The sequence below is a fragment of the Methanosarcina barkeri 3 genome (assembly GCF_000970305.1).
Taxonomy (GTDB): domain Archaea; phylum Halobacteriota; class Methanosarcinia; order Methanosarcinales; family Methanosarcinaceae; genus Methanosarcina; species Methanosarcina barkeri_A.
In genome coordinates, this window is record NZ_CP009517.1 from 1,410,736 (window position 1) to 1,436,078 (window position 25,343).

General features: G+C 40.6%; 19 protein-coding genes. 6 read left to right on the plus strand and 13 right to left on the minus strand.

Annotation, left to right across the window (positions count from 1 at the left end; all coding sequences use genetic code 11):
- The first annotated feature begins 227 nt into the window (after positions 1-227).
- Positions 228-2,678, plus strand: a complete 2,451-nt coding sequence (locus tag MSBR3_RS05670; protein WP_048107049.1) for a DUF3160 domain-containing protein — start codon at positions 228-230, stop codon at positions 2,676-2,678.
- A gap of 95 nt (positions 2,679-2,773) precedes the next feature.
- Complete coding sequence (locus MSBR3_RS05675; RefSeq protein WP_048107051.1) at positions 2,774-3,694, plus strand: hypothetical protein; 921 nt, start codon at positions 2,774-2,776, stop codon at positions 3,692-3,694.
- 163 nt (positions 3,695-3,857) lie between these two features.
- Here the strand turns inward: MSBR3_RS05675 and MSBR3_RS05680 are convergent, their stop codons facing one another.
- The 6 genes from MSBR3_RS05680 to MSBR3_RS05705 form a co-directional block, all read right to left on the minus strand.
- Complete coding sequence (locus MSBR3_RS05680) at positions 3,858-5,075, minus strand: homocitrate synthase family protein (protein ID WP_048107053.1); 1,218 nt, start codon at positions 5,073-5,075, stop codon at positions 3,858-3,860.
- 618 nt (positions 5,076-5,693) lie between these two features.
- Positions 5,694-6,521, minus strand: a complete 828-nt coding sequence (locus MSBR3_RS05685) for an NAD(+)/NADH kinase (protein ID WP_048107055.1) — start codon at positions 6,519-6,521, stop codon at positions 5,694-5,696.
- 1 nt (position 6,522) lies between these two features.
- Positions 6,523-7,329, minus strand: a complete 807-nt coding sequence (locus MSBR3_RS05690; protein WP_048107056.1) for a bifunctional fructose-bisphosphatase/inositol-phosphate phosphatase — start codon at positions 7,327-7,329, stop codon at positions 6,523-6,525.
- Between the two features lie 259 nt (positions 7,330-7,588).
- Positions 7,589-8,605 carry a type II glyceraldehyde-3-phosphate dehydrogenase gene (locus tag MSBR3_RS05695; protein WP_048107057.1) on the minus strand — a complete coding sequence of 339 codons (1,017 nt, stop codon included), beginning with the start codon at positions 8,603-8,605 and terminating at the stop codon, positions 7,589-7,591.
- A gap of 601 nt (positions 8,606-9,206) precedes the next feature.
- Entirely contained in the window at positions 9,207-9,395 is a 189-nt protein-coding gene (locus MSBR3_RS05700; protein ID WP_048107058.1) for a CooT family nickel-binding protein, read from the minus strand.
- A gap of 207 nt (positions 9,396-9,602) precedes the next feature.
- Positions 9,603-10,484, minus strand: a complete 882-nt coding sequence (locus MSBR3_RS05705) for a damage-control phosphatase ARMT1 family protein (RefSeq protein WP_048107059.1) — start codon at positions 10,482-10,484, stop codon at positions 9,603-9,605.
- A gap of 623 nt (positions 10,485-11,107) precedes the next feature.
- Between MSBR3_RS05705 and MSBR3_RS20065 the strand changes: the two genes are divergently transcribed.
- Positions 11,108-11,269 (plus strand): hypothetical protein, encoded by a 162-nt coding sequence (locus MSBR3_RS20065; protein ID WP_196297015.1) that lies wholly within the window; start codon positions 11,108-11,110, stop codon positions 11,267-11,269.
- Positions 11,270-11,496: 227 nt separating this feature from the next.
- Here MSBR3_RS20065 and MSBR3_RS05710 read toward each other — a convergent pair whose 3' ends face one another.
- The 6 genes from MSBR3_RS05710 to MSBR3_RS05730 form a co-directional block, all read right to left on the minus strand.
- Positions 11,497-11,892, minus strand: a complete 396-nt coding sequence (locus MSBR3_RS05710) for a DUF3147 family protein (RefSeq protein ID WP_048107060.1) — start codon at positions 11,890-11,892, stop codon at positions 11,497-11,499.
- A gap of 261 nt (positions 11,893-12,153) precedes the next feature.
- Positions 12,154-12,504 carry a sensor histidine kinase gene (locus tag MSBR3_RS20940; RefSeq protein ID WP_052723298.1) on the minus strand — a complete coding sequence of 117 codons (351 nt, stop codon included), beginning with the start codon at positions 12,502-12,504 and terminating at the stop codon, positions 12,154-12,156.
- Positions 12,492-14,183, minus strand: a complete 1,692-nt coding sequence (locus tag MSBR3_RS18830) for an MEDS domain-containing protein (protein ID WP_230627853.1) — start codon at positions 14,181-14,183, stop codon at positions 12,492-12,494. Before MSBR3_RS18830 ends, MSBR3_RS20940 begins: the two co-directional genes overlap by 13 nt.
- A 598-nt stretch (positions 14,184-14,781) precedes the next feature.
- Positions 14,782-17,859, minus strand: coding sequence for a chemotaxis protein CheB (locus MSBR3_RS05720; RefSeq protein ID WP_230627856.1), 3,078 nt, complete (start codon positions 17,857-17,859; stop codon positions 14,782-14,784).
- 594 nt (positions 17,860-18,453) lie between these two features.
- Positions 18,454-18,810 carry a DUF3147 family protein gene (locus tag MSBR3_RS05725; protein ID WP_048107061.1) on the minus strand — a complete coding sequence of 119 codons (357 nt, stop codon included), beginning with the start codon at positions 18,808-18,810 and terminating at the stop codon, positions 18,454-18,456.
- Between the two features lie 108 nt (positions 18,811-18,918).
- Entirely contained in the window at positions 18,919-19,839 is a 921-nt protein-coding gene (locus tag MSBR3_RS05730) for a D-aminoacyl-tRNA deacylase (protein ID WP_080942214.1), read from the minus strand.
- A 361-nt stretch (positions 19,840-20,200) separates the two neighbouring features.
- Here MSBR3_RS05730 and MSBR3_RS05735 point away from each other — a divergent pair, with 361 nt between their 5' ends.
- A complete protein-coding gene (locus MSBR3_RS05735) occupies positions 20,201-20,395 on the plus strand; it encodes a hypothetical protein (RefSeq protein WP_048107063.1) in 195 nt (64 codons plus the stop codon).
- Here the strand turns inward: MSBR3_RS05735 and MSBR3_RS05740 are convergent.
- Positions 20,377-21,897 carry a glutamine synthetase family protein gene (locus tag MSBR3_RS05740; RefSeq protein ID WP_048107065.1) on the minus strand — a complete coding sequence of 507 codons (1,521 nt, stop codon included), beginning with the start codon at positions 21,895-21,897 and terminating at the stop codon, positions 20,377-20,379. The two genes, MSBR3_RS05735 and MSBR3_RS05740, sit on opposite strands and share 19 nt — an antisense overlap.
- A gap of 526 nt (positions 21,898-22,423) precedes the next feature.
- Here MSBR3_RS05740 and MSBR3_RS05745 point away from each other — a divergent pair.
- Complete coding sequence (locus MSBR3_RS05745; protein WP_048110094.1) at positions 22,424-23,605, plus strand: FprA family A-type flavoprotein; 1,182 nt, start codon at positions 22,424-22,426, stop codon at positions 23,603-23,605.
- Positions 23,606-24,061: 456 nt separating this feature from the next.
- Positions 24,062-25,330, plus strand: coding sequence for an APC family permease (locus tag MSBR3_RS05750; RefSeq protein WP_048107067.1), 1,269 nt, complete (start codon positions 24,062-24,064; stop codon positions 25,328-25,330).
- The last annotated feature ends 13 nt before the right edge of the window (positions 25,331-25,343 follow it).

Below are 25,343 nucleotides of genomic sequence, written 5' to 3' on the forward strand. Positions count from 1 at the left end.
TATTTTGATATAACTACTCAGACTCAAAATAGGTTAAAATATTTGAATAGATAATTTATAAAAGTTACTTTTCGAAAAATTTACCTCCCTCTCCCCTATAAGCCTATGCAAGTCTTCGGTTGCAAAACAGGATATCTGGACTATAAGACTGAGAAGGCAGAAACCCCCACCTATCTGAGCGAGAAAGCTCGAATCAGATATTGATCCAAGGTAACCGAGATGAAAGAATGAAGTACGGAACCAGGTTAATTACAGTTCACTTAGTTTTTTTGATCCTCATAATCTTCCTTTTTACAGGAGGATGCCTGGAACAAAGTTCCGGTTTAAATGAAAAAAACGGAACCGAAATGACCAAAGAAGTGGACAATGATAGTTTACCGAACCTCTATAAAGATGTTCAAAAAACTGTTGTAACGACAGAGGAAGTAGGCAATAACCAAAGCTCTTCAACCGGTAGGCTGAAAACCGAAGCAATAAATCTTTCCGATTTTGAAGCCGGAAATTCATCTCTTACGGGAAACTACAGACTTGAAGCTGTTGATATAGAGTTAAAAGCGCCTTCTTATGAGTTGCCTCTTAAGAAAGATGAAATCTCCAACTACGGAAATTTTTCCGGTAAAATTTCTCTGAGCGAGTCTGATCTTAAGCTTCTTGAGAGCAATGGTTTTGTGGTGATTAAAAATCCCTACAATCCTGGAGAAGAAGATATAACTTCAATGTACTCGACCCTTCAGGAAGAGGAAATTCCTGTTTTTATTACTACGGATTCCCTGCTGCATCTTTATCATATCCAGTTTGATGAAACACTTAGACTGATAGAAGAAAGGGAATTTTACGATACTCTCTGGAAGACTGACCTTGCTCTGCTAAATGCTTCCATTGAGAAGTATAATAGCGCTTCCGGAGAAGAAAAGGAAGCTGCAAAAAGAAACGCAGCTTACTTCTCAGTTGCTTTGAGCCTTCTCCAGCCGAAATCTAAGCAGATACAGAAAGAAGACTACTACGATTCTGATTATATATCCTTTTTCCCTGAAGATACAGCGAAACAGTACCGGTTCGAGACTCCCGATTTTGTAAAAAAAGATGTTGAAGCGGAACTGGCTTTGATAGAAGTGCACAAAGGCTTTGCTGTTTCTCCAATTTTCCATTATGAAGAGGATTATTCTCAATATGTGCCGCGAGGCCACTATACTCGCACCGAGCAACTGGAGAACTACTTCAAGGCTTTTATGTGGCATGGTAGAATGAGCATGCTCCTGAAAGGTGAATTGATCAAATCCATAGACCCTGAAAAGGATGCTCGCATCCAGACTATCCAGGCAAGCCTGATCACTTCCCAGCTCCAGAGTGAGCCTGAACTCCTTAAGAACTGGGACCGTATCTACGAGGTTACAGCTTTTTACGTAGGTTTTTCCGACGACCTTGGGCCTTATGAGTATATGGAAGCTCTGGATTCGGTCTTTGGTAGTGGAGAAAGGAAATTTGACGAAATAACGGTCAACGAACTCAAAACCAAACTTGCCGAATACGAGGGCCCAAAGATCTACGGAGGTACGGGAAATTGTGTTCTGGAGCCACCTTTTACTTCTGAACAGGCTGACGAATGTCTCGAAAACACCACAGGTTTCCGTTTTATGGGTCAGCGCTTTATTCCGGATTCTTATGTGTTCTCAAATCTGGTTTGGCCATATACGGGAAAATATGCAGGTGCAGGGGAGTATACGGATGAAAATAAGACTCCTTTTACACTGGTAGTTACTGAAGCCGGTCCTATTCGTGGATTTCCGCGTGGGCTTGATGTAATGGCCCTACTTGGTTCAGGAAGAGCTGTTTACTGGCTTGATGAACTGAACGATTCCAGTTACGAAAACTACAGTATTCAGTATGGAAAAATGGAATCTGAATTCTCGAACTTTAGCGCGGCTGACTGGAACAGGAACCTCTACTGGTCCTGGCTTTATTCTCTCCAGCCCCTCCTGAAAGTCTACGGTACGGGCTATCCAACTTTTATGCAGTCTAATACCTGGCAGGACAAGGAACTGAATACAGCTCTTGCTTCCTGGACCGAGCTCAGGCATGATACCATTCTCTATGCAAAACAGAGTGAAACCATGGATGGTAGCATAGCACCAGTTGAATCTGAAGAAAAACCTGTAGTAGGTTATCTCGAGCCTATTCCGGACTTTTACGCCAGGCTGCTTGCCTTGACGAAGATGACAAAACAAGGTTTGAGTGAAATGGAAGTACTTAATCCTCGTTCAGAGAGCAGTCTAACAAGTCTTGAAGAAATCCTCGCAAAACTTCAGAAAATCTCGGAAAAAGAACTGAAAAATGAGGAACTGACAACCGAAGAATATGATTTCATCAAGACTTTTGGCGACCAGCTTGAGGGTACTAATGGAGCCGATGATGATGTTAAGAAAACTACAATAATTGCTGATGTCCATACCGACGGAAACTCAGGAGATGTGCTTGAAGAAGGAGTCGGGTATGTTGACATGCTGGTAGTTGCATATAAGCTTCCGGATGGCAGGATCCTCTTAGGAGCCGGGCCAGTTATGAGCCATTACGAGTTCAAGCAGCCTATGTCTGACCGTCTGACCAATGAAAAATGGAGAGAAATGCTGGAAGAAAAACCACCTGAGAGACCCGAGTGGAGTTTGACATACAGAGCTTAAGCCCTAAAAAATACTTTTGAAATTTAGTTATCTTAATTAAATTTCAATTTTTATTAAAAGTTAAATTTGATTGGTTAGAATCCGAGGTACATAATATGGATTCAAGAAAATGCCTTTTGATTGAGAAGAAATGCCTGGTATTCTTTCAGCTTATTCTTTCACTGATAATACCTTTTGCATTGATGAGTCCTGCTATGGCAGACGAAGATCCTGAAGAGACAGCAGATCCTCAAAGTCCCGTACAGTTCATTGGGCAAGTTTCTGATTACGGATTAGATCTGGATGGGGATGGACTATATGATTACCTGGTGGTTAAGTTTAATGCTCGGAGTAGCATACCCTCTACTTATTTTTTCACTGGAGATCTAAGTGTAGACCTGGGTTATCATGAGAGTAAAGGTTCAACAGCTCATGAGTTTCGTACGCTTAACCTTGCAAAAAATTATACCTACCTGGACGGAAATACCAGTACAGTTATCCTCAATTTTGAAGGCGGCAGAATTCATGAGAACGAATTAAATGGGCCCTATGAAGTGGAAATAAGTTTAAGTAATGAAAGCTGGGGTTTTGGAAGGGGAATGGAATATACGACAGAAGAATATGAATTTGTGAAATTCGAACAGCCTGAAATTTTACTATCGGGCCCTGTCCGCTCAAAAACTCAAGCACTTGAGCTTGTCAGGCAAAGCGCTGCTGAAGCAGGGTTAAACCCTGGAGAGTTAAAGGATATAGACATTTCTTCTGAAAGAAAAGGAGAAGTATGGATTTTCAATTTTGAAGAAAACGGCACCCATGAATGTTTTGCTGTTGAAGGTAATACAGTTGGAGATATCAGGCACTGGACTCTAAATGAAACAGCAACGAAGAAAACTTCAGCTATTCCTTTCCTGCATATCAATTTCACAGTTGCTCTGCTTGTAGTTGCATGTTTATTTGCAAGAAAGTTCCCTGTTCAAATCACAGGCCAAAAAGCTGCTGTTTGCCAGACAAAAAGGTCAGACAAGAAAAATAACTGAAAATGGAAAGGTAATCGAAAATGGAAAGGTAGTTGAAAATGGAAAGGTAGTTAAAAATCTAAAAATAACTGGAAACCGAAAAAACAACCGGAAATCAAAAATAAATAAAACAAGTTTTTAAAATGAGAAAAACAAATGAGTTTAGGTGAAAGATTTAGAATTTTCAAATAGAAAACTTCTCTTCTCCTTTTTCGTTTGTCTTCTTTTCCTGCCTGACCTGAGTAATCAACCTTTCAAGTTGATCCCTTGAGATGCTTTTATGCCTTTCTTCAGTGCAAACCTTGACTTTATCGATCAGGGCGCAGAGTTCCTCCCGCTCAAGGCAGAGACCTATGCTGTTAATTATGCCTTTTAAGGCTTTTGTGCCTGTGTGCTTTCCTACAACCAGGTTGCGCTTTCCGCCGACCATTTCCGGGAGGAAGAGTTCATAGGTTCGTGGCTCTTCAAGGATTGCAGCAACGTGAATTCCAGACTCGTGGGTAAAGGCGTTTTGCCCGACAACAGCTTTATTTACCGAAGGTGTAATGCCTGAATACTCGGAGACCATTTTAGAAAGAGCGGTCAGCTTTGTAGTGTCATAACGGTCTATGCCGTACTGTACCCTTAGGGCTACTATCACTTCTTCAAGGGAAGCATTTCCTGCACGTTCCCCGATTGCGTTAACCGTAGTATGGAGCTGTTTTGCCCCGGCTTCGGCGGCTGCAAGAGTATTTGCGGTTGCCATTCCCAGGTCGTCATGGCAGTGGATACAGATTGAGGTGTTGACCTCCTTGAAAATTTCGCTAACAAGATAGTGCGTCGTTGTAGGATTAAGGATCCCGATAGTATCTGCAAGGCTCACATACTGTACTTTATATTCATTTTCGACTTCCTTGAAGGCCTGTTTTAAACGGTCGATCGGGGTTCGGCTAGCGTCCTCAGCTGCAAAACGTACTTTTAACCCGTGATCGGTTGCGTATTCAATGGTTTCCTTGGCACAGCCAAGCATCTCCTCAAGGCTTCGATGGTACTTGTATTTGAGGTGCATGTCCGACATTGCAATAAAAATACTCACAATATCAACATCACATTCAAGGGCAGCATCCACATCCCCTTTTACTGCTCTTGAGAGGCAGCAGATCCTTGAATTAAAGCCCTGGTTTGCAATTTCCTTAACGGTTTCCTTTTCATTTGCGGAAACTACCGGAAATCCGGCTTCTATAACCTCGATACCCATAGAATCAAGTTCATTGGCCATTGCCAGCTTCTGTTCTTTTGTGAACACAACACCCGGAGTCTGTTCCCCATCGCGTAGAGTCACGTCACATATTTCGATATCTAGGGGGCGATATTCGATAAAATCCATGAGTTTGTTTCTGGAATACTGCTCGCTCTCTGACATTATTACTACTTCCTGTGATTGTTTAATTATTGTGAGGCATTTTCGTAATTATTTTTAATGATATATAGATAATTTATCTGAAAAATACTCAAAGACTGAATAAGAAGGTACCAAGGTTCAAACGCCCCTAAAAGTCAGAAAATCCTGTATCTCGTCAAAATTAAGCATAGCTTTACCTGCATATGTATAAATGTTTTCCTTGGAGGAATAGAATTTCCGGCAACGGCTTCTCAAAAAACGGGATGAAAATGAGCTCAAGTTTGACAATTTGGCTCATATCAGGGAGATTTTCAGTTAAAAGTTACACGAGAAGATTGAAGTATTCCCAGAACAGAAAAAAGCACTCAATATGACAGAAAAACTTAAACTATAAGTAAAGGTTTTTCTCTGGGAGTATGTAAAGGCTTTTCTTAATATTAAACGAAGGCTCTCTCAAATTAACAAGTAAAGACCTCTCAGAGTAACAAGTAAAAGCTTACTCTAATATAAAGTAAAAGCTTACTCTAATATAAAGTAAAAGCTTACTCTAATATAAAGTAAAAGCTTACTCTAATATAAAGTAAAAGCTTGCTCTAATGTAAAGTAAAAGCTTGCTCTAACATAAAGTAAAAGCTTAATTCAAGTAAGTTTTCTCTGGACCCTTTCATAAAAACATGTATCTGAAATTCTTACGAAGCGTGCAGGAAATCTGGATTTCTTAAGTTTGACGACGTCGTCGGGTTTGATTCTGTAAGATTTCTGCCCGTCAATCGCAATAACCGCCTCTTTTTTTGGAGCCGATAGCCTTATAGTGATCTCGCTGTCTGACGGGATAACCCAGGGCCTTGACGAGAGTTTAAAAGGAGCAACAGGAACAACCACAATAGCATTTACTCTTGGACTTATAATAGGGCCACCTGCGCTCATCGCATAGGCAGTAGAGCCTGTAGGGGTTGCAAAAACCACACCATCCGCACGCATCGAGTCAAGAAGACAATCTCCGACATAAACCTCAAACTGAATAATCTTTGCGGGCTTTGCAGACATTATTGCAATCTCGTTCGTTGCAGTATCAAGCATTTCCCCATTAAGGAAAACATCGACTCGCATTCTTTCGGTATAAGAAAAGCCGTAAAGCACTTCTTCTATGGTTTCAAGAGCATTTTCGGGCTCAACATCTACAAGAAAGCCAAGCGTACCCATATTAATTCCAAGTATAGGAAGAGGGTCTTTCATTTTGGCAATATTTCGGAGTACTGTGCCATCCCCTCCTACACTGATAATGAGTTCCACTCCTTCTTCTCTCATTCTTTCAACCGGAGTACCTTCTATTCCGAGTACCTCAGCTGTTGGAGTGGCGACAAAAATTTGAACCTTTGAGCTGAAATGGGCAAGAATCTCACTTACCTTTTCAATTACTTCAGGCCTGTCGCAGCGTGCAGATATTCCTATTTTCTTTATCGCCAACTTATCCCCCGAAGAGTAATTTTAAAAGCTTTTCATGTACGTGTCCGTTGGAAGCAACCATTTCCACTCTTGCAGTAACATTATCAGGAAGTCTTAAAGAATTTCCGTATCCGTCCGTGACAAGCCCGCCTGCTTCGGCAAGAATCAGCTGCCCTGCTGCCACGTCAGTTACCCGCAAAGCATTTCGGACGTCAACAAAAGCATCAAGCTTGCCTGAAGCTACATAACACAACTCGAGGGCTACACTCCCGAATAACCTTACCCTCCTGACGCTTCTGTATATCTTTCGGGTTCTTTCTACGTTTTGCCGGTAGCCGTAAACACTGACACATAACTTATTCAGCTCCGAGTTGACGGAAGCTTTTATTTTTTTTCCATTAAGGTAAGCCCCTTTTCCGGCTTCTGCGTAGTATTCTTCGCGTAAGGCAAGGTTACTCACATACCCGAACCTTAGATCTGAAAGATCGTGAGAAGAAATGGCTAGAGAAACACTATAAAAGGGAATTCCGACTGTGGAATTATAGGTCCCATCAAGCGGATCCAGAACAACAGAAAACTCGGGAGAATCCCCTAAAATAAGTTCGCCAAGCTCCTCGCTGATAATTCTCATGGACCTGCCGTCTTCTTTAAGGACTTCAACTATAGCGTCCTCTGCTGCGAGATCTATTTTAGTAGTAGGAGTTCCGTCGGCTCCCATACAGATAAAACTACCTGCATCATCAGTACCTGCTAGATCACAGATAGAGTCTGATGCGGCTTTAAAAGCATCTCGGGATAACTTCAAAAATCCTGAATTTGTTGAATTCATGTCTTAGCCATTTTTTCCAATTGAAAATTTCAGATTATACTTTTTTATTCAAAAGATAAGGATTTCGGCTTTCTATTTTTTAGATTAGCAAGAAATCCAATGAAGAATACAAATCCAATACAGAATATAAATTTATGTATGAAACTTCCGGGTTTCAGAAATTTAATTCCAGATATTCAGGTTGAATATCCGGAACATTCAAAGCCGGAGTCGATATAGACTTAGACTATAAGACTTAGATTCCGGCACCTTATCTTTATTACTTGTTATACAGACCAATAGCCTTGTTTGTCTTTTCAATTGACTTTGCACCATCGCTTTCAAGTTCCATCATGGCCCTTATAGCATCAATATTTTCCGGAACTACAATAGATTCTTGATGGACAGCCTGGAAGAAATAAATCTCCTTATCCCCTACAGTGATTGATTCAGGCCAGATGCAGTTTTCCCACATGTCATTTCTGGGGCGCTTCATATCTCTGGCAAATTCCATAATTTCCGCTGTAGACGACATTCCCTGTCCTACGAAACGGATTCTTGGCTGGGAACCAAAGATGTTTTTAACTTCATCTACAGTGCAATCCTTATCGACTTCCATGTTCACGGTGTGTACGTGCATTAAGGTTGTCGGAATCTTCAGGGCTGCGCTTGTAATGTTAATCTGCGGAAGCACACTTTTTACATCAGGCCCGTGATGAGATGGAAGCTTGATCGGATCGGGTACGATTGCATTAATTGGCCCTTTCTTTACATCGTTAGGATCGGTTGCCCTTCTTGCAAGAATTACCCTGACCTTTTTTACCCCCAATTCCTTGTCTATTGGGTAAATAGCCCTGCAAAGTGCGGTAGTGTTACATGAGACAACCCTTACCAGGTCACGGCCCACAGCCTGCTCGTAATTGCAAATCGCATTAAATGAAAAACCTGCAAGTGAATGATCTTCGCCGCCCTGCCAGATTGCCTTTACTCCGGCCTTTTCATACAGAGATTTATTTCCTTCCCCAACTCCTCCGGGCGTGCAGTCTACAACCAGGTCAGCCTTTTCGACCATTTCTTCAATTGTCCCGGCTGCAGGCATTCCGGCTTTCTCAAAAGCTCCGAGATTTGCAGCTGGGGCATAGATGTCATATCCTAGCTGGTGGGCCACTGCAGCTTCGTAATTAGGCTTCGTTTTGGAAATTCCGATAATTTCCATATCGTCCTGAGCCCGTACAGCATCTGCAACTCTTTTCCCTATGGTTCCGTAACCATTTACTGCGATTTTTGCTTTAACCATTTTATCCAATCCTGTTTAATCCTATTACCCAACTTGACATTAGCCTAAACTACTGAAAGTTTAAAATTTAGCCGGATATCGTAATTCCGGACATTTGATTACATAAGTCTAGAGTGTAGGCATAAGTTTAAGGTGTATCCATAGATTATAACTATTTTTATAATTTTTGCGGATTTGTTGTAAACTGCCGACACGTAATCCAAGATATTGCACTAGCAGACATTTCGAATGTCTTAACCTAAGCCTCTGGTATCTCGGAACACATGGAGTTATAATAGACAAAGTCAGATAAATGTTTTTCTCGAGATATCTTATTAATTAAAGAAACTAGAAGGCAGATTCAGAAATTCGGAAGCTTACAGATCCTTTTTCTATAGGTTATTCCCGAGAACTAAGTAGGAAAAGAAAGGAAAATAGAGAAATAGAGACAGAGAAAAAGAGGTAAAGGCAGAAAAAAGAAAGTAAAGACAGAAAAAAGGAATGAAAAAGGAAAAGAAAGTAAGGACAGAAAAAAAGAATGAAGAAAGAAAAAGGAAATAAAGACAGGAAAGAGTATAGGATAATAAAAGAAGAGATAAAACAAAAACAAAAACAAAAAAATTTAATTTGCAAGGATAAGGGCTTCTCCTCGTGAGAAGTTAACTTCTTTGACTGAGCCTTCGACAGTCATTTGGTCCCCTAAAATTCCTGTAAGCTGGACTGAGTCGCCTTCAACAAGGATCCTTGCTACGGAATCCATAATTCTCTCACGCTCATCTCCACGAAGCAAGAACACATTGAGTTCACACATTTTTTCATATCTCCTTACGAATTATTTCAAATTTTTCAATTTAGTTAATATAACTCAGTATAATAATACATTCTATGCCGTGGTAATAGCACTTTACTGCATGCTGCTACATGCATCAAACTGTTTTTCTGCCATCCATAGTATAGCCATAACTATATTAGTGAGCCTGAGAGATAAGAAGCTTCCGAAAACTTCTCAGAGGAAAGCTCAGGGACAGTTCATCAGTTTTGCAATGGATAAGCCCTGTTCAAGTCCCAGGTCTTCAGCAACACACTCACATTTAGTAAGAAGCATGTATGCAATAGGCCCAAAGTTATGTTCGGACAAAGTTTCGTAATTGGCCATGCCCTTGCTGATAATAAGGGTTGCATCTTTCATTGCCTGAAGCAGTTCGGCCGGAGCTTCCTCAATCAGGACACCTACGGCATTTGAGCCGGTTGTCATGACTCTATCAACTTTTTTATCAATTTCGAATTCTCTTACCTCTTCTAAAGTCACGTCTGTCAGAATGGGCTCACCCCGGACTACGAGTGTGATCTTTCCACCGAGTTTTTTGATTATATCAAAAACAAGCATATCAAAGAGGATTTCTCCGCAGTTGTCGGCAATGTAAACAACGTCCTGCATGAGCCCGAGCATTTTGGGAGTATCATCCACATCAAGCCCATTTTCGAAATATTCCCGAAAAGCAGCCTCAAATTTGTCTTCACTTGCATCAAAACCCATGATTCCGAAATCAAAGTAATTAGCGACCACGGATGCCAGCACTGCACGCCTGAAAAGTTCTCCATTATCAGGAGAATTTTCATAAATCTTTTCTTTCGCCGCAGGCAGGACTTTCAGCGCAGCCTGGTTGATAAGTTTCTTTGTTACCGCATAAGGGTCATTGTCTTCCAGAACCTCATAGCATTTCCTATGAACTTTAGTGGCTACGGAAGCCGATACCGCATCGGGACTGTAGTTCCGAGTCACAACTTCAAGGCATTCTTTAATGGTCTTGCTTATCAGGTCTTCATCGTCAGTAGAAAGCTTAGATTGAAAGTGTACTCTTGAAAGCAGGCAATAAGTGCAGCGTGGGTTCATCTTCATAAAAACATTTCCTGTTTTTTGATCCGAAAATAGGTTTTGCCATTATAGATATTTACGGCAAATATAATAAGAATTTACTCTTCCTGACAGAACAGAGCTTTAAAAAGGTAACTGAAGTTTGAAGCGTAGAAAGCTAGAACATTGACACGCTAGTAGATCCTATAAATATTTTTTTAGTATTTTCTTTCCAAAAAACTCAGGGCTTTTAATAAAAGTGCGTGCTCTTCTGAGATCTAAACACATTATATGTAGTAAGTTTGAGATGGGTTAGAATAACCTTCAGTGTGTTCTGATTAATCTTACTTAATTTTACTGAAATTTGAATTAGTTTCAGTTATATCAGATCAGTTCTACTTAGATCCAAGTTGATTACAGTTATGTTTTAATTTTTACAACTAGATATAAATAAAGCTGATTGTATATTAAATAAGGTTGAACTGCGAAGTAAGAAGGAAATGAACTCTATTTTTGTACATTTTAACTCCAACTTTTTAACTCCAACTTTTTAACTCCAACTTTTTAACTCCAACTTTTCCCAGACCTATGTTCAGAATCATTGTTTCAAAAACAGTTTGAACCTAAATTACATACTTTCCATATCAAGATATTGAGGTGATATGAAAATGAACTGTGGAGATTTGAAAATGGGTCAGACTCTTCGTTGTGAAGCATGTGGTTTTGAACTTCAGGTAGTAAAAGAGTGCGGAGATGCATCCTGCTCTACTGATGCCTGCTGTACGGGCAACGTAACATGCTGCGGAGAACCAATGAAACTAAAACAATAAGCAGATAAATAGCACAACAAACATAGAAGAAGAGATTCCGGAATATTTCAGAGGAGCATAAATCCCGGAAAAGTCCGGAAAAAGATATAATAAAGACAAGTCCAGAGAAGTTTCTTATCCAGGATTTTTTCTGGAACTTGAGAAATTTTATAGTATATTTTTTAACAATGTATTTTTAATAATATGTTTTAATAATATGTTTTAATAATGTGCTTTAATAATGTGCTTTAATAATGTGTTTTTTGCTGCCTTTTTTCTTTCATTTTTCCCAAGAAACCCTGGATCAGCCTGGTTGCAAAATATGAGCTGAAAAACCAGATTATAAGGGCAATAATAATTGAAAGACCCCATCTATTAAGGTGCTCCATACAGAAAGCAGCAGTGAACACACATATAGTGCAACCTATCATCCCTGCACTGGCCCCGAGAGCAATGTCAGAAGCCTGCTCTGAAGTCCCGAAATGTCCTGCCATTATTACGGCAGCTGCCATAACTGCTGGAAAAGCTGCAAAATCTCCCGCAAAAGATTTCGAAGGGATTATCTGCAATATAATATAACATGCAGCAACAGCAGCTCCCCCGAAGATGAACCTTAGAGCAAGGTCCTTGAAATCTAATTTCATGATATAACTCCTTACTGTAACTTTTTCTAAAAAGACTATTAAACTATTTTAAAATTCTTGATCAATAGTATTTTTCATTCATCTTGTATAGGAACCACTACAAAATAATTTCGTTACTGATTGTATTGTTTGGTCCATGACCAGATTGATAGAACTCTATGATTGATAGAGCTCTCTAATTAATAGGTAAAGACTATTTCTTATTAAAAACTAAAACCAGTAAACCTACATACAATTCATTTCTTTTTATGTTTTACTTCTTTAAATCACTCTAAATTTCACAGTAAATTCCGTCCCATTGTCCTTTTTCAGTTCAAGTTTGCCTTCTAACTGGTCTATGAGAGTGGTTACCAGTTGCATGCCAAGGCTAGCAGGGTTCTTCAAATCAAAATCTCCAGGCATACCTATTCCGTTGTCTGAGACTATCAGGATAAAACTGGTACTTTGAACTTTCTCTTGTTTGCTTCCTGCCATATTGTTTTTATATCCACTTGATTCCTCTTTGAAAAGTTTAATTTGAATCTGCCCGTTATCTCTGTCGACAAACGCATGTTTAAGAGAATTTGAAACAAGTTCGTTAACGATTAGCCCTAACGGAACTAAAGTATCCATACCAAAGAAAATATTTTTTCCAGATCCATATTCAACCTAACATCGACATTTCTAGATTTGTATGTCTGGAAAAGGTTCTCGACAAGCCTCTCTAGATATTTAGAAGATTTCAATACCTCGCTTCCCTTGCCTTCGTGCAGCTCTTCGTGGATGAGAGCCATAGAAACTACTCGGTTCTGGCTTTCCCTGAAAGCTTCAACAACTTTTGTGTCATTGAACTTATCAGCCTGAAGATCGAGAAGGGAAGAAATTACCTGAAGGTTGTTCTTGATCCTGTGGTGGATTTCCTTTTTACGGGCATTTTCTATGCTCTTAAGGAAGTATTCCGTTTTTTTTCTTTCAGTAATGTCTTTCAGTACTCCGATAGCTCCATAAGGCTGGCCGTTATCACCCATAAGCCAGACTCCGTTATTTTCTACATAAATGCAACTTCCATCTTTTTTTCTTAACCTTAGTTCTTCCTTAAATCTGCCTCCGGTCTTTCTCGCACTCTGAAATTTATCATCTCTACTATTCATATCTGTTAGGTGGATATTTTTAAGCCACACTTCCTTGCCAAACCTCTGGAACTCTTCAAAGCTATACCCTGTAACTTCTTCTATAGCACCTGCCCAGCTGCTCTTATCTGTTCTTAAATCATATTCGTATACCACTTGCCCTGTCTGCTCAGTAGCGATTCTGTACCTTTCTTCACTTTTCCGGAGTTTTTCTTCTACTCTTTTGCTTCTGGTTATATCCCTGGAAATAACTGAAATAGAAACCAGCTTTTTAGAGGCGTCAAGTATCGGAGAGAAAGTCACTGAAACATTTATTATCCTGCCATCTTCTCTTAACCGTAAAGTCTCATAATTGTGGATTTTATCTCCCTGTTTAAATAGTTCGATCAATTCTTCTGTTTCCTCAACTAAGATGGACGGTTCAAGGATGGATATTGGCTTCCCAATAATTTCTTTAGCTAAATAGCCATAAATTTGCTCTGCACCTTTGTTCCAGCTGGTGATGGTACCATCAAGCGATATAGTTAAAATAGCATCATTTGATAACTCCACAATATCTGCTAAACTCCGGATTTTTTCTTCTTCCTTTTCACACCTGGAATTTTTTATCTGTTCCAATTTTCCTTCCCTTTTGATTAACACAAACTGGTGGTTGATAGCCACCTCAATAACTTCAGGTGCATCGAACCTGTCAAGAGAATAAGTGCAGAGAGCGATCATCCGGTAATTGCCTATATCACTGTCCAGTTTTATCTCATGGTTAACAAAATCGCTCCGATCCTTTTTCTCCAAACGCAAAGCGTTTCCACTCAACCTCAATCCATCGTATCCACTTGCCAGGGCCTTATTGAGTTTTTCAACCAGAAAATCTAAGACTCTATCCGAATCAAAAGCGCCCTCTTCTGTATAAAACCGATAGTAGGGAATAATTTGTATTTGTCCTTTCTCCAAACAGCTATCAATATCGGGAACAGCCACCCTCAGGAATTCTTTTGCATCTTCGACTTCCAGGGGTTCTGATGTGATCCACATACTAAACTCGTTGTTTTCCAGTCCCGTCTTGAAGTAAGGAACCAGTGTATCCATTAAATCTTCTTTTGTTTGATAGAATTGACAGATATGTGTGCCCCAGGGTATATCTCCAATAATATCAATGCCAGATTTCCTCAGGCTTTCTTTCACTTCAAATTTCCTCCAAATTGAGAATGTAAAGGCAAATGTTTTTTTTATGAATTTACATGCCTTAATTCTCTCATTTTTCACAGCTTCGGTTCTAATATTTTGAACCCTGAAGTTAATTAATAAAAAATGTAAACACAGGAATAGACTTAGTTCTAGTAAACATATATTCTGCTAATTTTTTTAGATTTAATCAAAACTGACCCAACAATTATGTTTTATATCAAATCACATAACAAAAATTGACACTTATCTATTAAGCAAAGTGAGTTTGGTTCATACATATAAGTAACTTAATTAATTAGTTTACCCTAATATAATACTTTCTTCGATGACAACAACTCAAGATTTTCTGATATTGAGTAACTTATCAAATTTCTATATATCTATGAAAAGTCAGCCTCTAAAACCTATCTCAAAACTACAGTTGACGCTACAATTGGGATGATATATTCTACTTCATAGTAAATATACTCCTGAATTTCAATAATTCCCGATATAAAGTCATTTACAATATAAAGTCAAAACTAACAATGTCAATTATCCAATTGTAGAAATAAGTTGAGTTTTGAGACAGCCTGATCCGGAAAGTTTTTTATTTCTAGCTCTTATTCTCATTATTTTCTAATTTGATTGCCCGTTCCATGGTTGTAATTGCATAAACGTTTCCGGCTTCCTTCACCAGAGAAGTGGCAGTTAGCCAAACATCCACTATCCTGCCATCTTTAGTAATTCTTTGGGTGTGGTAAGGTTCAAGGACCTCAGCCTGACTAAGCTTTCTCACTATAGACAACTCTTCTGTTTTCCGATCCTCAGGGATCAGACTGCTAATATTCATTGAGAGTGCTTCGGTTTCACTCCAGCCATAAATGCTCTCTGCCTTTGGATTCCATGCCAGGATATTGCCTTCCATGTCCTGCAATGTTATAGCATCGCTTGCATCGTGCACTATTGCAACCAGACGGCGCATAGCTTCGGACTCCTTAAGCTTTATCCGTTCCATCTCGGAAATATCCGTAAAAGTAATTACCGCTCCTTCAATAGTGTTTTCAAGGGTACGATATGGCCGGATACTCAGTAAATACCAGGCATTCTCCTTAGTCTGGACTTCAATATCTTTAGGTGTCAGACTTTCCAACACCTCCTTTATGTCCTCTACCAGGCGATCGTAGCCTATAAGGTTTGAGACAATATGTCCAACCGGCCTTCCAATGTCTGACGGGATCAGGTTTATCAAACGTGTAACCGGAGGAGTGAAGCGCATGATGCGTAGTTGATAGTCCACAAAGATAGTGCCTATGCCTGTTCCAGCCAGGAGGTTGTTCATGTCATTATTAGCTTGAGACAGTTCAGCTACTCTGTTTTGTAGTTCAATATTGACCGTGCCAAGTTCCTCATTTACTGACTGCAGTTCCTCCCTTGAGGTCTCCAGTTCCTCGTTTGTTGACTGTAGTTCCTCGTTGACTGACTGCATCTCCTCGTTTGCAGATTTAAGTTCTTCATTGGAAGTCATCAGTTCCTCATTGGAAGCTTTTAAGCTTTCTTCCTTGGCCTGTAACTCCTTTTTCAGCTTTAAGATTTGCAAATCCACATCCGTTTCACAAGCTTTTTCACCAGAATCTATGGAGGTGGCCTTTTTAGTTTCGATCTGCTCCAACTCCAGTGGTTCCTCAAAAGTAACCAGGAATAAGTTTAGCCAGGTTGCTGTATCATTGTCTCGTTCTACAGGTCGTACTACCAGATTAATTGTAGTAAAATCGCCGTTGGTTTTAACTCGCACTCTGGGATAAAATACTGGCGTTTTATTTATAATGGCTCTGTGCAGAGCTGTAGTCAGTTCCGACCTTAATCCCTCTCGAGCCATACTCAGTATGTTCATGCCAACTTCACCCAAAGCCGGTTCAAGATACATGCCAGTACGGCCATAAATGTACAGGATATTACCTTGTTCGTCGATCAGAATACTGACAGGGGCATAGTATTTCAGCATTGTCTGCTCGGTCAGCTTGCGCAGTTGAGGTCGGATTTCGACAGGAACGTTACCTGAAGGTTTTCTGACTTGAATTTTCATCGATGGTGAGATAAAAGTCCCTATGGAAAGGAAATACTCACTGCTAGCGCCTCCTTTTTTTATATACAGTTTTGACTTGCGATCCAGTGTGTCAAAAAGATTAGTGAACTCACCCACATTTTCGGAGGGACCAAGAAAGAGAAATCCACCCGGGTTCAGTGCATAGTGGAAGAGAGGAATGAGTTTCTTCTGCAGTTCTTTGTCCATATAGATCAGCAAGTTGCGACAACTGATGAGGTCAAGCTTAGAGAATGGAGGGTCCTTAATAATATCCTGCTCGGAAAAAATAACCATTTCACGGATATTGTGCCGAATGTGGTAGTAGCTGTCTGAATCCAGAGTGAAAAAGCGCTTAAGTCTTTCAGGTGAGATATCGGTGGCAATACTGGCGGGATAGCGGCCACTCCGAGCTTTTTCAATAGTCTTACTGTCAATATCAGTGGCGAAAATCTGCACTCTAAAATTTTGGTTCAAGATTTCCATCTGTTCCTGAAGTAAAATAGCTATGGAATATGCCTCTTCCCCAGTTGAACATCCGGGCACCCAGACGCGTATTGATGACTCTGGATACTTGCCGACAAAGAGACACGGGATAACCTGTTCCTGGAGTGCTCTAAAAGCTTCAGGATTACGGAAAAAACTGGTGACGCCGATTAAAAGGTCATGAAAGAGAGCTTCAACCTCAGCGGGCTTTTGCGCTAAATAACGTACATATTCATCCATATTCTCTATATTCCGGACAGCCATGCGCCGCTCAACGCGACGATTGATGGTACCGTACTTATAGTGAGAAAAATCATGACCAGTCTTTATAAGAAGGAAATTGAATATATTTTTCATCGAACCTTCAAATTTTGAGGCTTCTTGGCGTGTTTTCCCGAAAACATAGTTAATATAGGCAATGAGATGGGCAGGCATTTCTTCAGGCTTCAGGACGTAATCTACCTGACCTGTGGCAATGACACTAAGAGGCATATTGTTATATTCGCTGGACTCGGGCGTCTGTGCCATTACCATTCCTCCCTCAGCCTTGATAGCCTGCACCCCCTTTGTGCCGTCGCTACCAGTACCTGAGAGTACAATACCAATAGCCTTCTCTTGTTTGTCCTGAGCTAGAGAGCTAAAAAATATATCAATAGGTAGGCGATGACCATGAGGTTGGGATGGTTCCATCAACTGGAGCACACCATTCCGAAGGACCATATCGCGGTTCGGCGGAATGATGTAAACACAGTTAGGTTCAATATCTGTCCAATTTGTAGCTTCGTATACAGGCATTCTGGTAAAGCTCCTGATCAGGTCTGAAAGGATGCTTTTATAATTTGGATCCAGATGTTGTACCAGGACAAAAGCCACTTCGGGATCGGTGTCTGATGGCATGGCTGAAAAGAAAGCTTCGAATGCAGCTAGCCCACCAGCCGATGCCCCGATGCCTACAATTGGAAAGTCCTTTTTTGGAGACTCATCCAAAGATACATCCAGAACAGAATATTCTCCAGTTGAGATTTTTTCTATAGTTTGTGGCTCTTCTTCTTTTGACCTTTGCATTTCTTCTTTGCCTGTGGGCTCCTTTTCATTGTCCGTGTTATCACACCCATCTTCAATCACAGGTATTTTATCAAAACTCTATACAGTACACGTTCTTCCAAAATGTTATACAGAAATATACTTGATCTTCATCGGACATTGTTACTAGACATTCTTATTAATTACTTAATTGTGAAACATACATAAACCCAATAGAAGGAGGTCACATATATTTTCTGTGTCTTTATGTTGCGGGAGTACACCCAAAACAATGCAGGTGACAGATAATATCAAGTGCATATGTGAAGGTTACCTGCTCAACAAATATAAGCTAGAGGTAATCGATACTTATCAGTATCACTATTTCTGCTAAAAATTATCAGAGAATTTTCTGAGGGATAGAACGGTCAATAATCAGTGTTGTAAAATATATTATATTATAACAAGCTTACATACAAACCTTTTCAAAAAACTGCTTGACCGCAAGCCTTTTTAAAAAACTGCTTGACCGCAAGCCTTTTTAAAAAAGGCTTGAGCGAAAACGACGAGTTAACATTTGGATTTGAGAACCTTAGCCCCAAACCCTATAGGCGTGATAAACCGGCGCAACGGTTTCGGCGCAACAGTTTCAGCAAACCTTTTCAAAAAAGACTTGAGCAGAGATTTTTTTCAGAATTATAAACACGTGAAGTAGATTGTAGGAGCAAGTAAGGTCCAGAGAAGAAGCGAGTAAACAAGCCCTTTTTTCCACCCGGATTTGAGAATAAAATAACTTGCGGCAAGAGTACAACAAATATCTGCCAGCATTCCCACAAGTGCACCTTTCGAAATCTGTTCTGAGATCAGGAGCAGTTCGCTTCCCTTATAATCCATGCTCAGGCCCAGAATTGCTGCCAGATATACTGCTGGAAAAGCTGCAAAAACTCCCCCCAATCTGCCTCCGAATTTCTTCGCAACAATTGCGGAAATCGCAACAGCGCTTCCGCCAAAAAGAAAGCGGAGGAGAATCGGAAGTACTTCAATATTCAGCATTACATACCATTCCTTGTAACGGAGGATACCTTATACACACAGTTACATAATCTTTATGGACATTCTTTATGGACATTTTGGTTTGTTGCTTTAATGCTTGCTATAACGTTAATATCCATATTTTTCCCTGATCTCGGATTCTTTAAAGACACTGAGTCCCAGTTTCTCAAGGATTTCGGAAATCTTTTTTCTTTCTTCGCTTTTCATGGATTTCCGATCAAAATAAGCAAAATCAGCCTTTGATTTCTCAATTGCTTGCCTGATCAGGGCTTCGTCCAAAAATTCCAGCTTGTATTTGGGAAAATTATGCCCGAAAGAAATACTGGTTTCAAATAAAAGTCCGGTCTGGCGCATGGCATAATGCCCTCCTCCAAAACCGATGGCAACTGGCACTTTTTCAAGAGAAACCGCAAGGATAGCTTTTGCAGCAACCTCGCCTGCCTCAGGATCTTTCCACTGCACTTCAGTGCTTCCTATTTCGGCATAAAGCGATGGAACTGAAAGCTCTGTAGGCCCGTGGTGGGTCACTTCAAGAGTAACGTCATACTTCAGTCCTTTTTGCTCAGCCAGGCGCTTCATTTCCATAAGAATGGATTTCATAGCAGCCGGAGAAGAAACTGCAAGAGACTTAGGGCAGCCTCCAAGCCTTGCATCGTCTGAGGGATTCCCTGTACAGTGTACGGTAAGGGAAGAAACCTCCTCTTTGCTCCGGTGTTTGGATGCAAAAATTATAAGGGAAGCTGGCAACCCTGCACTTTCGAGTCTCCTGTCGAGTCCGTCCTGGAAGACATGCATTTCCTCAATATCAACAAGCCTGAATCTTCCGTCCTGCGATTCTCTGGCCGCAGAGAATCCGGAGTTTTCAGGAAGCTCGAGGAGTTTCCATTCCATGAGGTTTAAAAGATGGGTCTTAATATTCTGACTGGCAAGGTCGGGGGCAGAACAGATGATTGTAATTTTTGGGATAGTATTGTCAAGGAGGCTTTTTTCCTGGCTCCCTGAGTTTTTTGGATTACTGTTTTCTTTCATTTTTGATCAATTCGAATCCTTATTCACTTTACGTCCCTATAGATTTCGTTAAGATAGATAAATTCAACCCCGTACCGCAGTCTGAGTGTAAACCTGAATAGGCTATGAAGTGTCATCTTGAACAATTTGGGGCTATGAAGTATTACCCTGAACAATTTGAATAGATAAATCCCAAAGAAAAACACGAAAAAGACCCTGTGTTAAGAACTGAGGGTAAGAGACAGGGTAAAAAGCCTCAGGTGAAGAGTAAAAAAAGATCTGAGACAAAACCAGTAAGTTGGAGTCAAAAGCAGTAAGTTGAAGTCAAAAGCAGTAAGTTGAAGTCAAAAGCAGTAAGTTGAAGTCAAAACAGTAAGCTAAAGTGAAAAGCAGTAAAAACCCTAGGAAAAAAGTAACAAGATGTCCAGTAAAAGTAGCAAAAAGCTTACTTCTTTCAGAAGACTGTCAGAAAAATATTGTTGGCAGAGTCCTGCTCTCTGAGAAGCAGGATTCTGCATTTTTCTGTGGAAAAAAGATTTCTAAAGTGCTGAAACAGGATTATCCAACGTGGATGTAAGAGTCCACAAGTTTCCTGATTTCTTCGTTCTTGCCGTAGAGTCTCTCACTGAGCTTGTTGTCGTCGAGACCTTCAAGGTAGTTTACGGTATCGTTGATCATACCTTCGGAGAATACGTCGTACTCCATGAAGATGTCTTTCAGTTCCTTCAGGGCCTGAGCGGACTCATAGCAGGATGCAGGCAGGTGCTCAAGCTGGGCAAGTCTGTCCTTGTGTTCGTCCTTGAAAATGTTGACATCGATATAGAGCTTCTTTGCAACATCAAGGGCATTGTCCATTTCAAAGCCGTGGCGAATACCTACAGCAAAGGCTGCCATGAGGAGGTAGAGGTCAGCTGAGGGATCTGCGGCACGGAATTCAAAGGTAGACTTGTAGCTGTGGCTCTTGAACTCTTCACTATAGTTAGGATTGGCGATAGCTACCATCTTGCTTGATTCTTCAGAGAACCAGCCAAGAGGCACACGGATCAGAGCAGAACGGTTCCTGTCTCCCCAGCAGATGTTGGTAGGAGCTTCCTGGTGAGGTACAAGACGCAGGTAGGATGTAGGAATTCTGTTTCCAAAAGCAGTAATTCCTGCTGCAATGTCAAGAAGACCGGCTATTGCAGTTTTTGCAGTGTCACTAACTCCGCCATTCTCGACCATAACAGTCTTTCCGTCTTTCAGGAGCTTCATGTGGACGTGCAGACCGCTTCCGGCTTTTCCGACAGTAATCTTCGGAGCAAAGCTTACAATTACACCGTACTGGTCGGCAAGCATTCTGAGCATCCACTTTGCGATAAGCAGACGGTCGACAGTGTTCTCAAGTGTGTCAGTCTCAAATTCGATTTCGTTCTGCTCGTAGTAGTATTTGTCATCAGTAAAGTTTCCGACTTCAGAGTGGCCGTACTTGATTTTTCCGCCAGCTTCGGAAATGTACATCATTGCTTCCTTTCTGAGCTGGTCGAATTTGGTGAAGGGATTGGATTCGTGGTATCCTCTCTGGTCAACGGCTGGGAAAGCCATATTGACATCTTCTTTGTTGGCAATGATATAGTATTCGAGTTCACCCATTGACTGAAGTTCATAGCCTGTCTTCTCAGTCAGGACCTGGGCAGCCTTCTTCATGACGGTTTCGGAAGCACTCGCGAGAGGATTCCCGTCCTTGTCAAAGTAGGAACAGAGGATATCCAGGGTTGGAATTTCTTCAAAAGGATTCACGAAGGCAGTCCTGTATTTAGGAAGGACATAGAGATCGCTTGAGTCTGCTTCGATGTATGTAAAAAGGCTTGATCCATCGACTCTCTCACCAGCGGAAAGCAAGTTGTCAAGGTGCTCTTCATCTCTGATCACGAAAGCGAGAGCTTTGAGTCTCCCATCTCCACCAATATAGCGGAAAGTCAGCATCTTAATGCCGTTTTCCTTTATGAACTTTATAATGTCTTCTTTGGTGAATTCGCTTGCTGGTTTGTTGAGGTACTGTACCAGTTTATTTGGATTAAGTTCTACGGATGATGTTTTCATAATTATCCCTTCTTTTTTAACTGCAACATTCTAAGTAACTGCTATATTCCAGGTATTAAAGCCTCATTTCAATACCGAATATTTTCCAGGCTTATGGATTGTCACAGTGGACACAATTGTGTTAACTCTTGCCTGCTAGGAAGAAGATAACTTACTGCTGTCTATATAAAGTTTTTCTTTTTATAATTTTTCTAAAGAAATACTATAAAAAAGAGGAGGCGGTAAAGCTTCGTTTTCGTTATTTAAAGTTACTTTTCTCTTACCGAGCTAAAAAGCCAGTTAAAGTTTAAGGTTTTATCAGTTAAGAGTTTTGCCTAATAAATATATCGGACAAATACAATATAGTCATTAAATTAGTAATTATATAGTAATTAAATTAGTAATTAAACTAGTAATTAAACTGGTAATTGAACTGGTAATTGAACTAATAATTAAATAAATCCAGTCGGGTTGGTAAATGCAGATATCTTGTCTGCGTCTTATTTCGAGCTGGTTTACTGTAATTGGGAGAATGGAGGTAAAAAATATGGAGATTTATAGCGTTCCTGAAATTGCTAAAGATGTATTCTGGGTTGGGGCAAAAGACTGGAATCGCAGAATGTTTGATGCTCTGGTTCCGCTGCCTCAGGGAACAAGTTACAACGCTTACCTTGTTAAGGGAGAAGAGAAAACAGCGCTTATTGATACTGTGAACCCTGGTTTCGAAGAGGAGTTCAAAGAGAAAATAAATCTGGTTTCCAGTCTTGAAAAACTGGACTATCTGATTATGAATCATGCCGAACCCGACCACGCCAGTGCAATTTGTTATATCATGGATAGGGCTCCTGGCTCGGTGCTTGTTACCACGGAAAGAGGTGTAAAAATGGCAAGCATTTACAATGACCTGCCGGAAGGCCGGATTAAAGTCGTTGCCAATGGAGATACTATTGATTTAGGGGGTAAAACTCTGCGCTTTATCGAAGCTCCCTGGCTCCACTGGCCTGAAACCATGTTTACATATCTGCCTGAGGATAAAGTACTTTTCCCATGTGATTTCTTCGGAGCTCATACAGCCCAGGGTGTTTATGATGAGGACCTGGAAGACCTTATTCCTCTTGCAAAACGCTACTACGGGGAAATCATGATGCCTTTTGGAAAAATGGGAACAAAGGCTCTTGAAAAAATTAAGGATCTTGATATTGCAGTTCTTGCACCGAGTCACGGACCTATTTACAAAAACCCCCAGCGTATAATTGAGCCCTACGCAAAATGGACTGCAGGTGAGACCGAAAATAAGGCCCTTATTGTCTATGTGAGTATGTGGGGTTCCACAAAATTGATGGTCAGGACAATTGCCGAAACCTTGCTGAAAGAAGGTGTGGATGTCAGAGTCTATGACCTTGAAGTCGCAGACACAGGAGATGTTGCAAGAGAGCTGGTTGATTCCCGCGCTATTATCCTTGGAACTCCGACCGTCCTTGCAGGCATGCATCCTCTTGCCCTTTATGGCACTTACCTGGTAAAAGCTCTCAATCCGCCTGCAAAATACGGAGTTATACTCGGATCTTTTGGCTGGGGCGGAGGTGCTCTGAAGCAGGCAGGAGACATTCTGGTTCCCTCGAAGATGGAAGTTGTTGGAACACTTCAGGTGAAGGGCAAACCCAGGGAAGAAGATCTGAAAAGAGTTGAGGAAATCGGCTTAGAACTCGCCAGGAAAATGAAAGCATAACCTGAAAAACGTATACATCCAAACCTGAAAATGTGTACATTCAAACCTGAAAATGTGTACATTCAAACCTGAAAATGTGTATATTCAAACCTGAAAAATATGTACATTCAACATGAAAAATATGTACATTCAACATGAAAATATTTATTTTAAGCTTGCGTGTAAGGTATTTCTCAGCCCGGTAAAATTCCAGTCCGATAAATCCGGTAGCCTATTTGGAGCCCTTACTTAGCTTTTTTCGTCAGCCGTCTGTTGAGCTACTTAATGGTAAAACTTCTGAATTCTCGAAAAGAGAACTATTGAGAGTCAGTGAGTTCAAAGGAGAGTCGGTTAATGGAAAGCAATCACAGCTTCTCGTAAGATAGTTTTTCTAATAGGCCAAGGTTCCATTTTTATTATTGTCAATTTTATTAATCTTGTTCAGAATTTTTTCAAGTTTTTGAGCGGTGTTTTATTATGAAAGGGAAATCCGAACTGAAAAAGGAACTGAATCTGATTGAGGTTACTCTGGTAGGAATTGGCAATATTCTCGGAGCCGGAATCTACGTGCTTATGGGAAAAGCCGCAGGGCTTGCAGGCAATATGGTCTGGTTTTCTTTTCTGTTTGCCGGGGCAACAGCCACACTTTCTGCCCTTAGCTATATGGAACTCGCCTCCATGTTCCCAAGAGCTGGAGCGGAATACGGATTTGTGAGAAGAGCTTTTGGAGAACGCATTGGTCTGTTTGTTGGGCTGCTTGTGATATATTTTGTGGCAATAACGAGTTCTGCGGTTGCCCTTGGTTTTGGAAGGTATTTCAGCACCCTTTTTGGAAATGGATATTTAATAGGAACTTTAGGTCTGTTTATTTTTCTTAGCCTTATTATGATTTACGGAATCAAGGAATCTGCCAGGCTGGCCATTTTCATAAGTCTTATCGAAGTATCAGGGCTTCTAATTGTAATCTATACGGGTCTCCCTTACCTTGGAACGGTAAATTACTTCGAAACTCCAGATCTGGCAGGAATATTCGAGGCTTCAACCCTGATTTTTTTCGCATTTCTCGGTTTTGAGGATATTGTAAGGCTATCCCAGGAAACAAAAGAAGCCGAAAAGACAACTCCAAAGGCACTGCTTATTGCGATATTTTTTACGGTTTTCCTGTACATATGCGTAGCGGTAACTGCCGTAAGTGTTCTTGACTTTCGTGCTCTCGGACTTTCAAGTGTTCCCCTTGCGGATGTTGTAGCTATTTCTATGGGGAATAAGGCTTTTGTCCTCATGTCCTGGATAGCCCTTTTTTCCACTATGAATACCGTACTTGTGGTTATGCTTGGAGGGTCAAGGATTGTCTATGGTATGGCAGATTCAGGGTCATTGCCTAATTTTCTTTCTAGAGTACATCCCAGTTACCGGACACCATGGGTCGCAATTTTAGGAGTTGCCTTTCTCTCAACTCTGTTTGTACTATTCAGGGATGTTGCAATTGTAGCAAATATTGCTAATTTCATGATTTTTATTGTCTTCTTTATGGTCAATCTCTCTCTGATAAAGCTCCGTTATACTGACCCTGGAAGAAAACGCCCTTTTAAGGTTCCCCTTAATATTGGCAGTTTTCCCCTACTTCCATTTTTTGGAGTCCTTTCTACTTTATTTCTTTTTTTTCAGCTAAGTATGGAAGTTATAATTTACGGTCTCGTGTTTGCAGGAATCGGCGTACTGGTAGTACTGTTCAGAATCAGATAAAATATGCACTTAG

Bases quoted from the DNA above. Each gene is read 5' to 3' on its own strand.
- MSBR3_RS05690 (WP_048107056.1), bottom strand. From the start codon at position 7,329: ATGAATTCAACAAATTCAGGATTTTTGAAGTTATCCCGAGATGCTTTT.
- MSBR3_RS05700 (WP_048107058.1), bottom strand. From the start codon at position 9,395: ATGTGTGAACTCAATGTGTTCTTGCTTCGTGGAGATGAGCGTGAGAGA.
- MSBR3_RS20940 (WP_052723298.1), bottom strand. From the start codon at position 12,504: ATGGATACTTTAGTTCCGTTAGGGCTAATCGTTAACGAACTTGTTTCA.
- MSBR3_RS05730 (WP_080942214.1), bottom strand. From the start codon at position 19,839: ATGAAAGAAAACAGTAATCCAAAAAACTCAGGGAGCCAGGAAAAAAGC.
- MSBR3_RS05725 (WP_048107061.1), bottom strand. From the start codon at position 18,810: ATGCTGAATATTGAAGTACTTCCGATTCTCCTCCGCTTTCTTTTTGGC.
- MSBR3_RS20065 (WP_196297015.1), top strand. From the start codon at position 11,108: ATGAACTGTGGAGATTTGAAAATGGGTCAGACTCTTCGTTGTGAAGCA.
- MSBR3_RS05740 (WP_048107065.1), bottom strand. From the start codon at position 21,897: ATGAAAACATCATCCGTAGAACTTAATCCAAATAAACTGGTACAGTAC.
- MSBR3_RS05675 (WP_048107051.1), top strand. From the start codon at position 2,774: ATGGATTCAAGAAAATGCCTTTTGATTGAGAAGAAATGCCTGGTATTC.
- MSBR3_RS05710 (WP_048107060.1), bottom strand. From the start codon at position 11,892: ATGAAATTAGATTTCAAGGACCTTGCTCTAAGGTTCATCTTCGGGGGA.
- MSBR3_RS05695 (WP_048107057.1), bottom strand. From the start codon at position 8,605: ATGGTTAAAGCAAAAATCGCAGTAAATGGTTACGGAACCATAGGGAAA.
- MSBR3_RS05705 (WP_048107059.1), bottom strand. From the start codon at position 10,484: ATGAAGATGAACCCACGCTGCACTTATTGCCTGCTTTCAAGAGTACAC.
- MSBR3_RS05680 (WP_048107053.1), bottom strand. From the start codon at position 5,075: ATGTCAGAGAGCGAGCAGTATTCCAGAAACAAACTCATGGATTTTATC.
- MSBR3_RS05745 (WP_048110094.1), top strand. From the start codon at position 22,424: ATGGAGATTTATAGCGTTCCTGAAATTGCTAAAGATGTATTCTGGGTT.
- MSBR3_RS05750 (WP_048107067.1), top strand. From the start codon at position 24,062: ATGAAAGGGAAATCCGAACTGAAAAAGGAACTGAATCTGATTGAGGTT.
- MSBR3_RS05670 (WP_048107049.1), top strand. From the start codon at position 228: ATGAAGTACGGAACCAGGTTAATTACAGTTCACTTAGTTTTTTTGATC.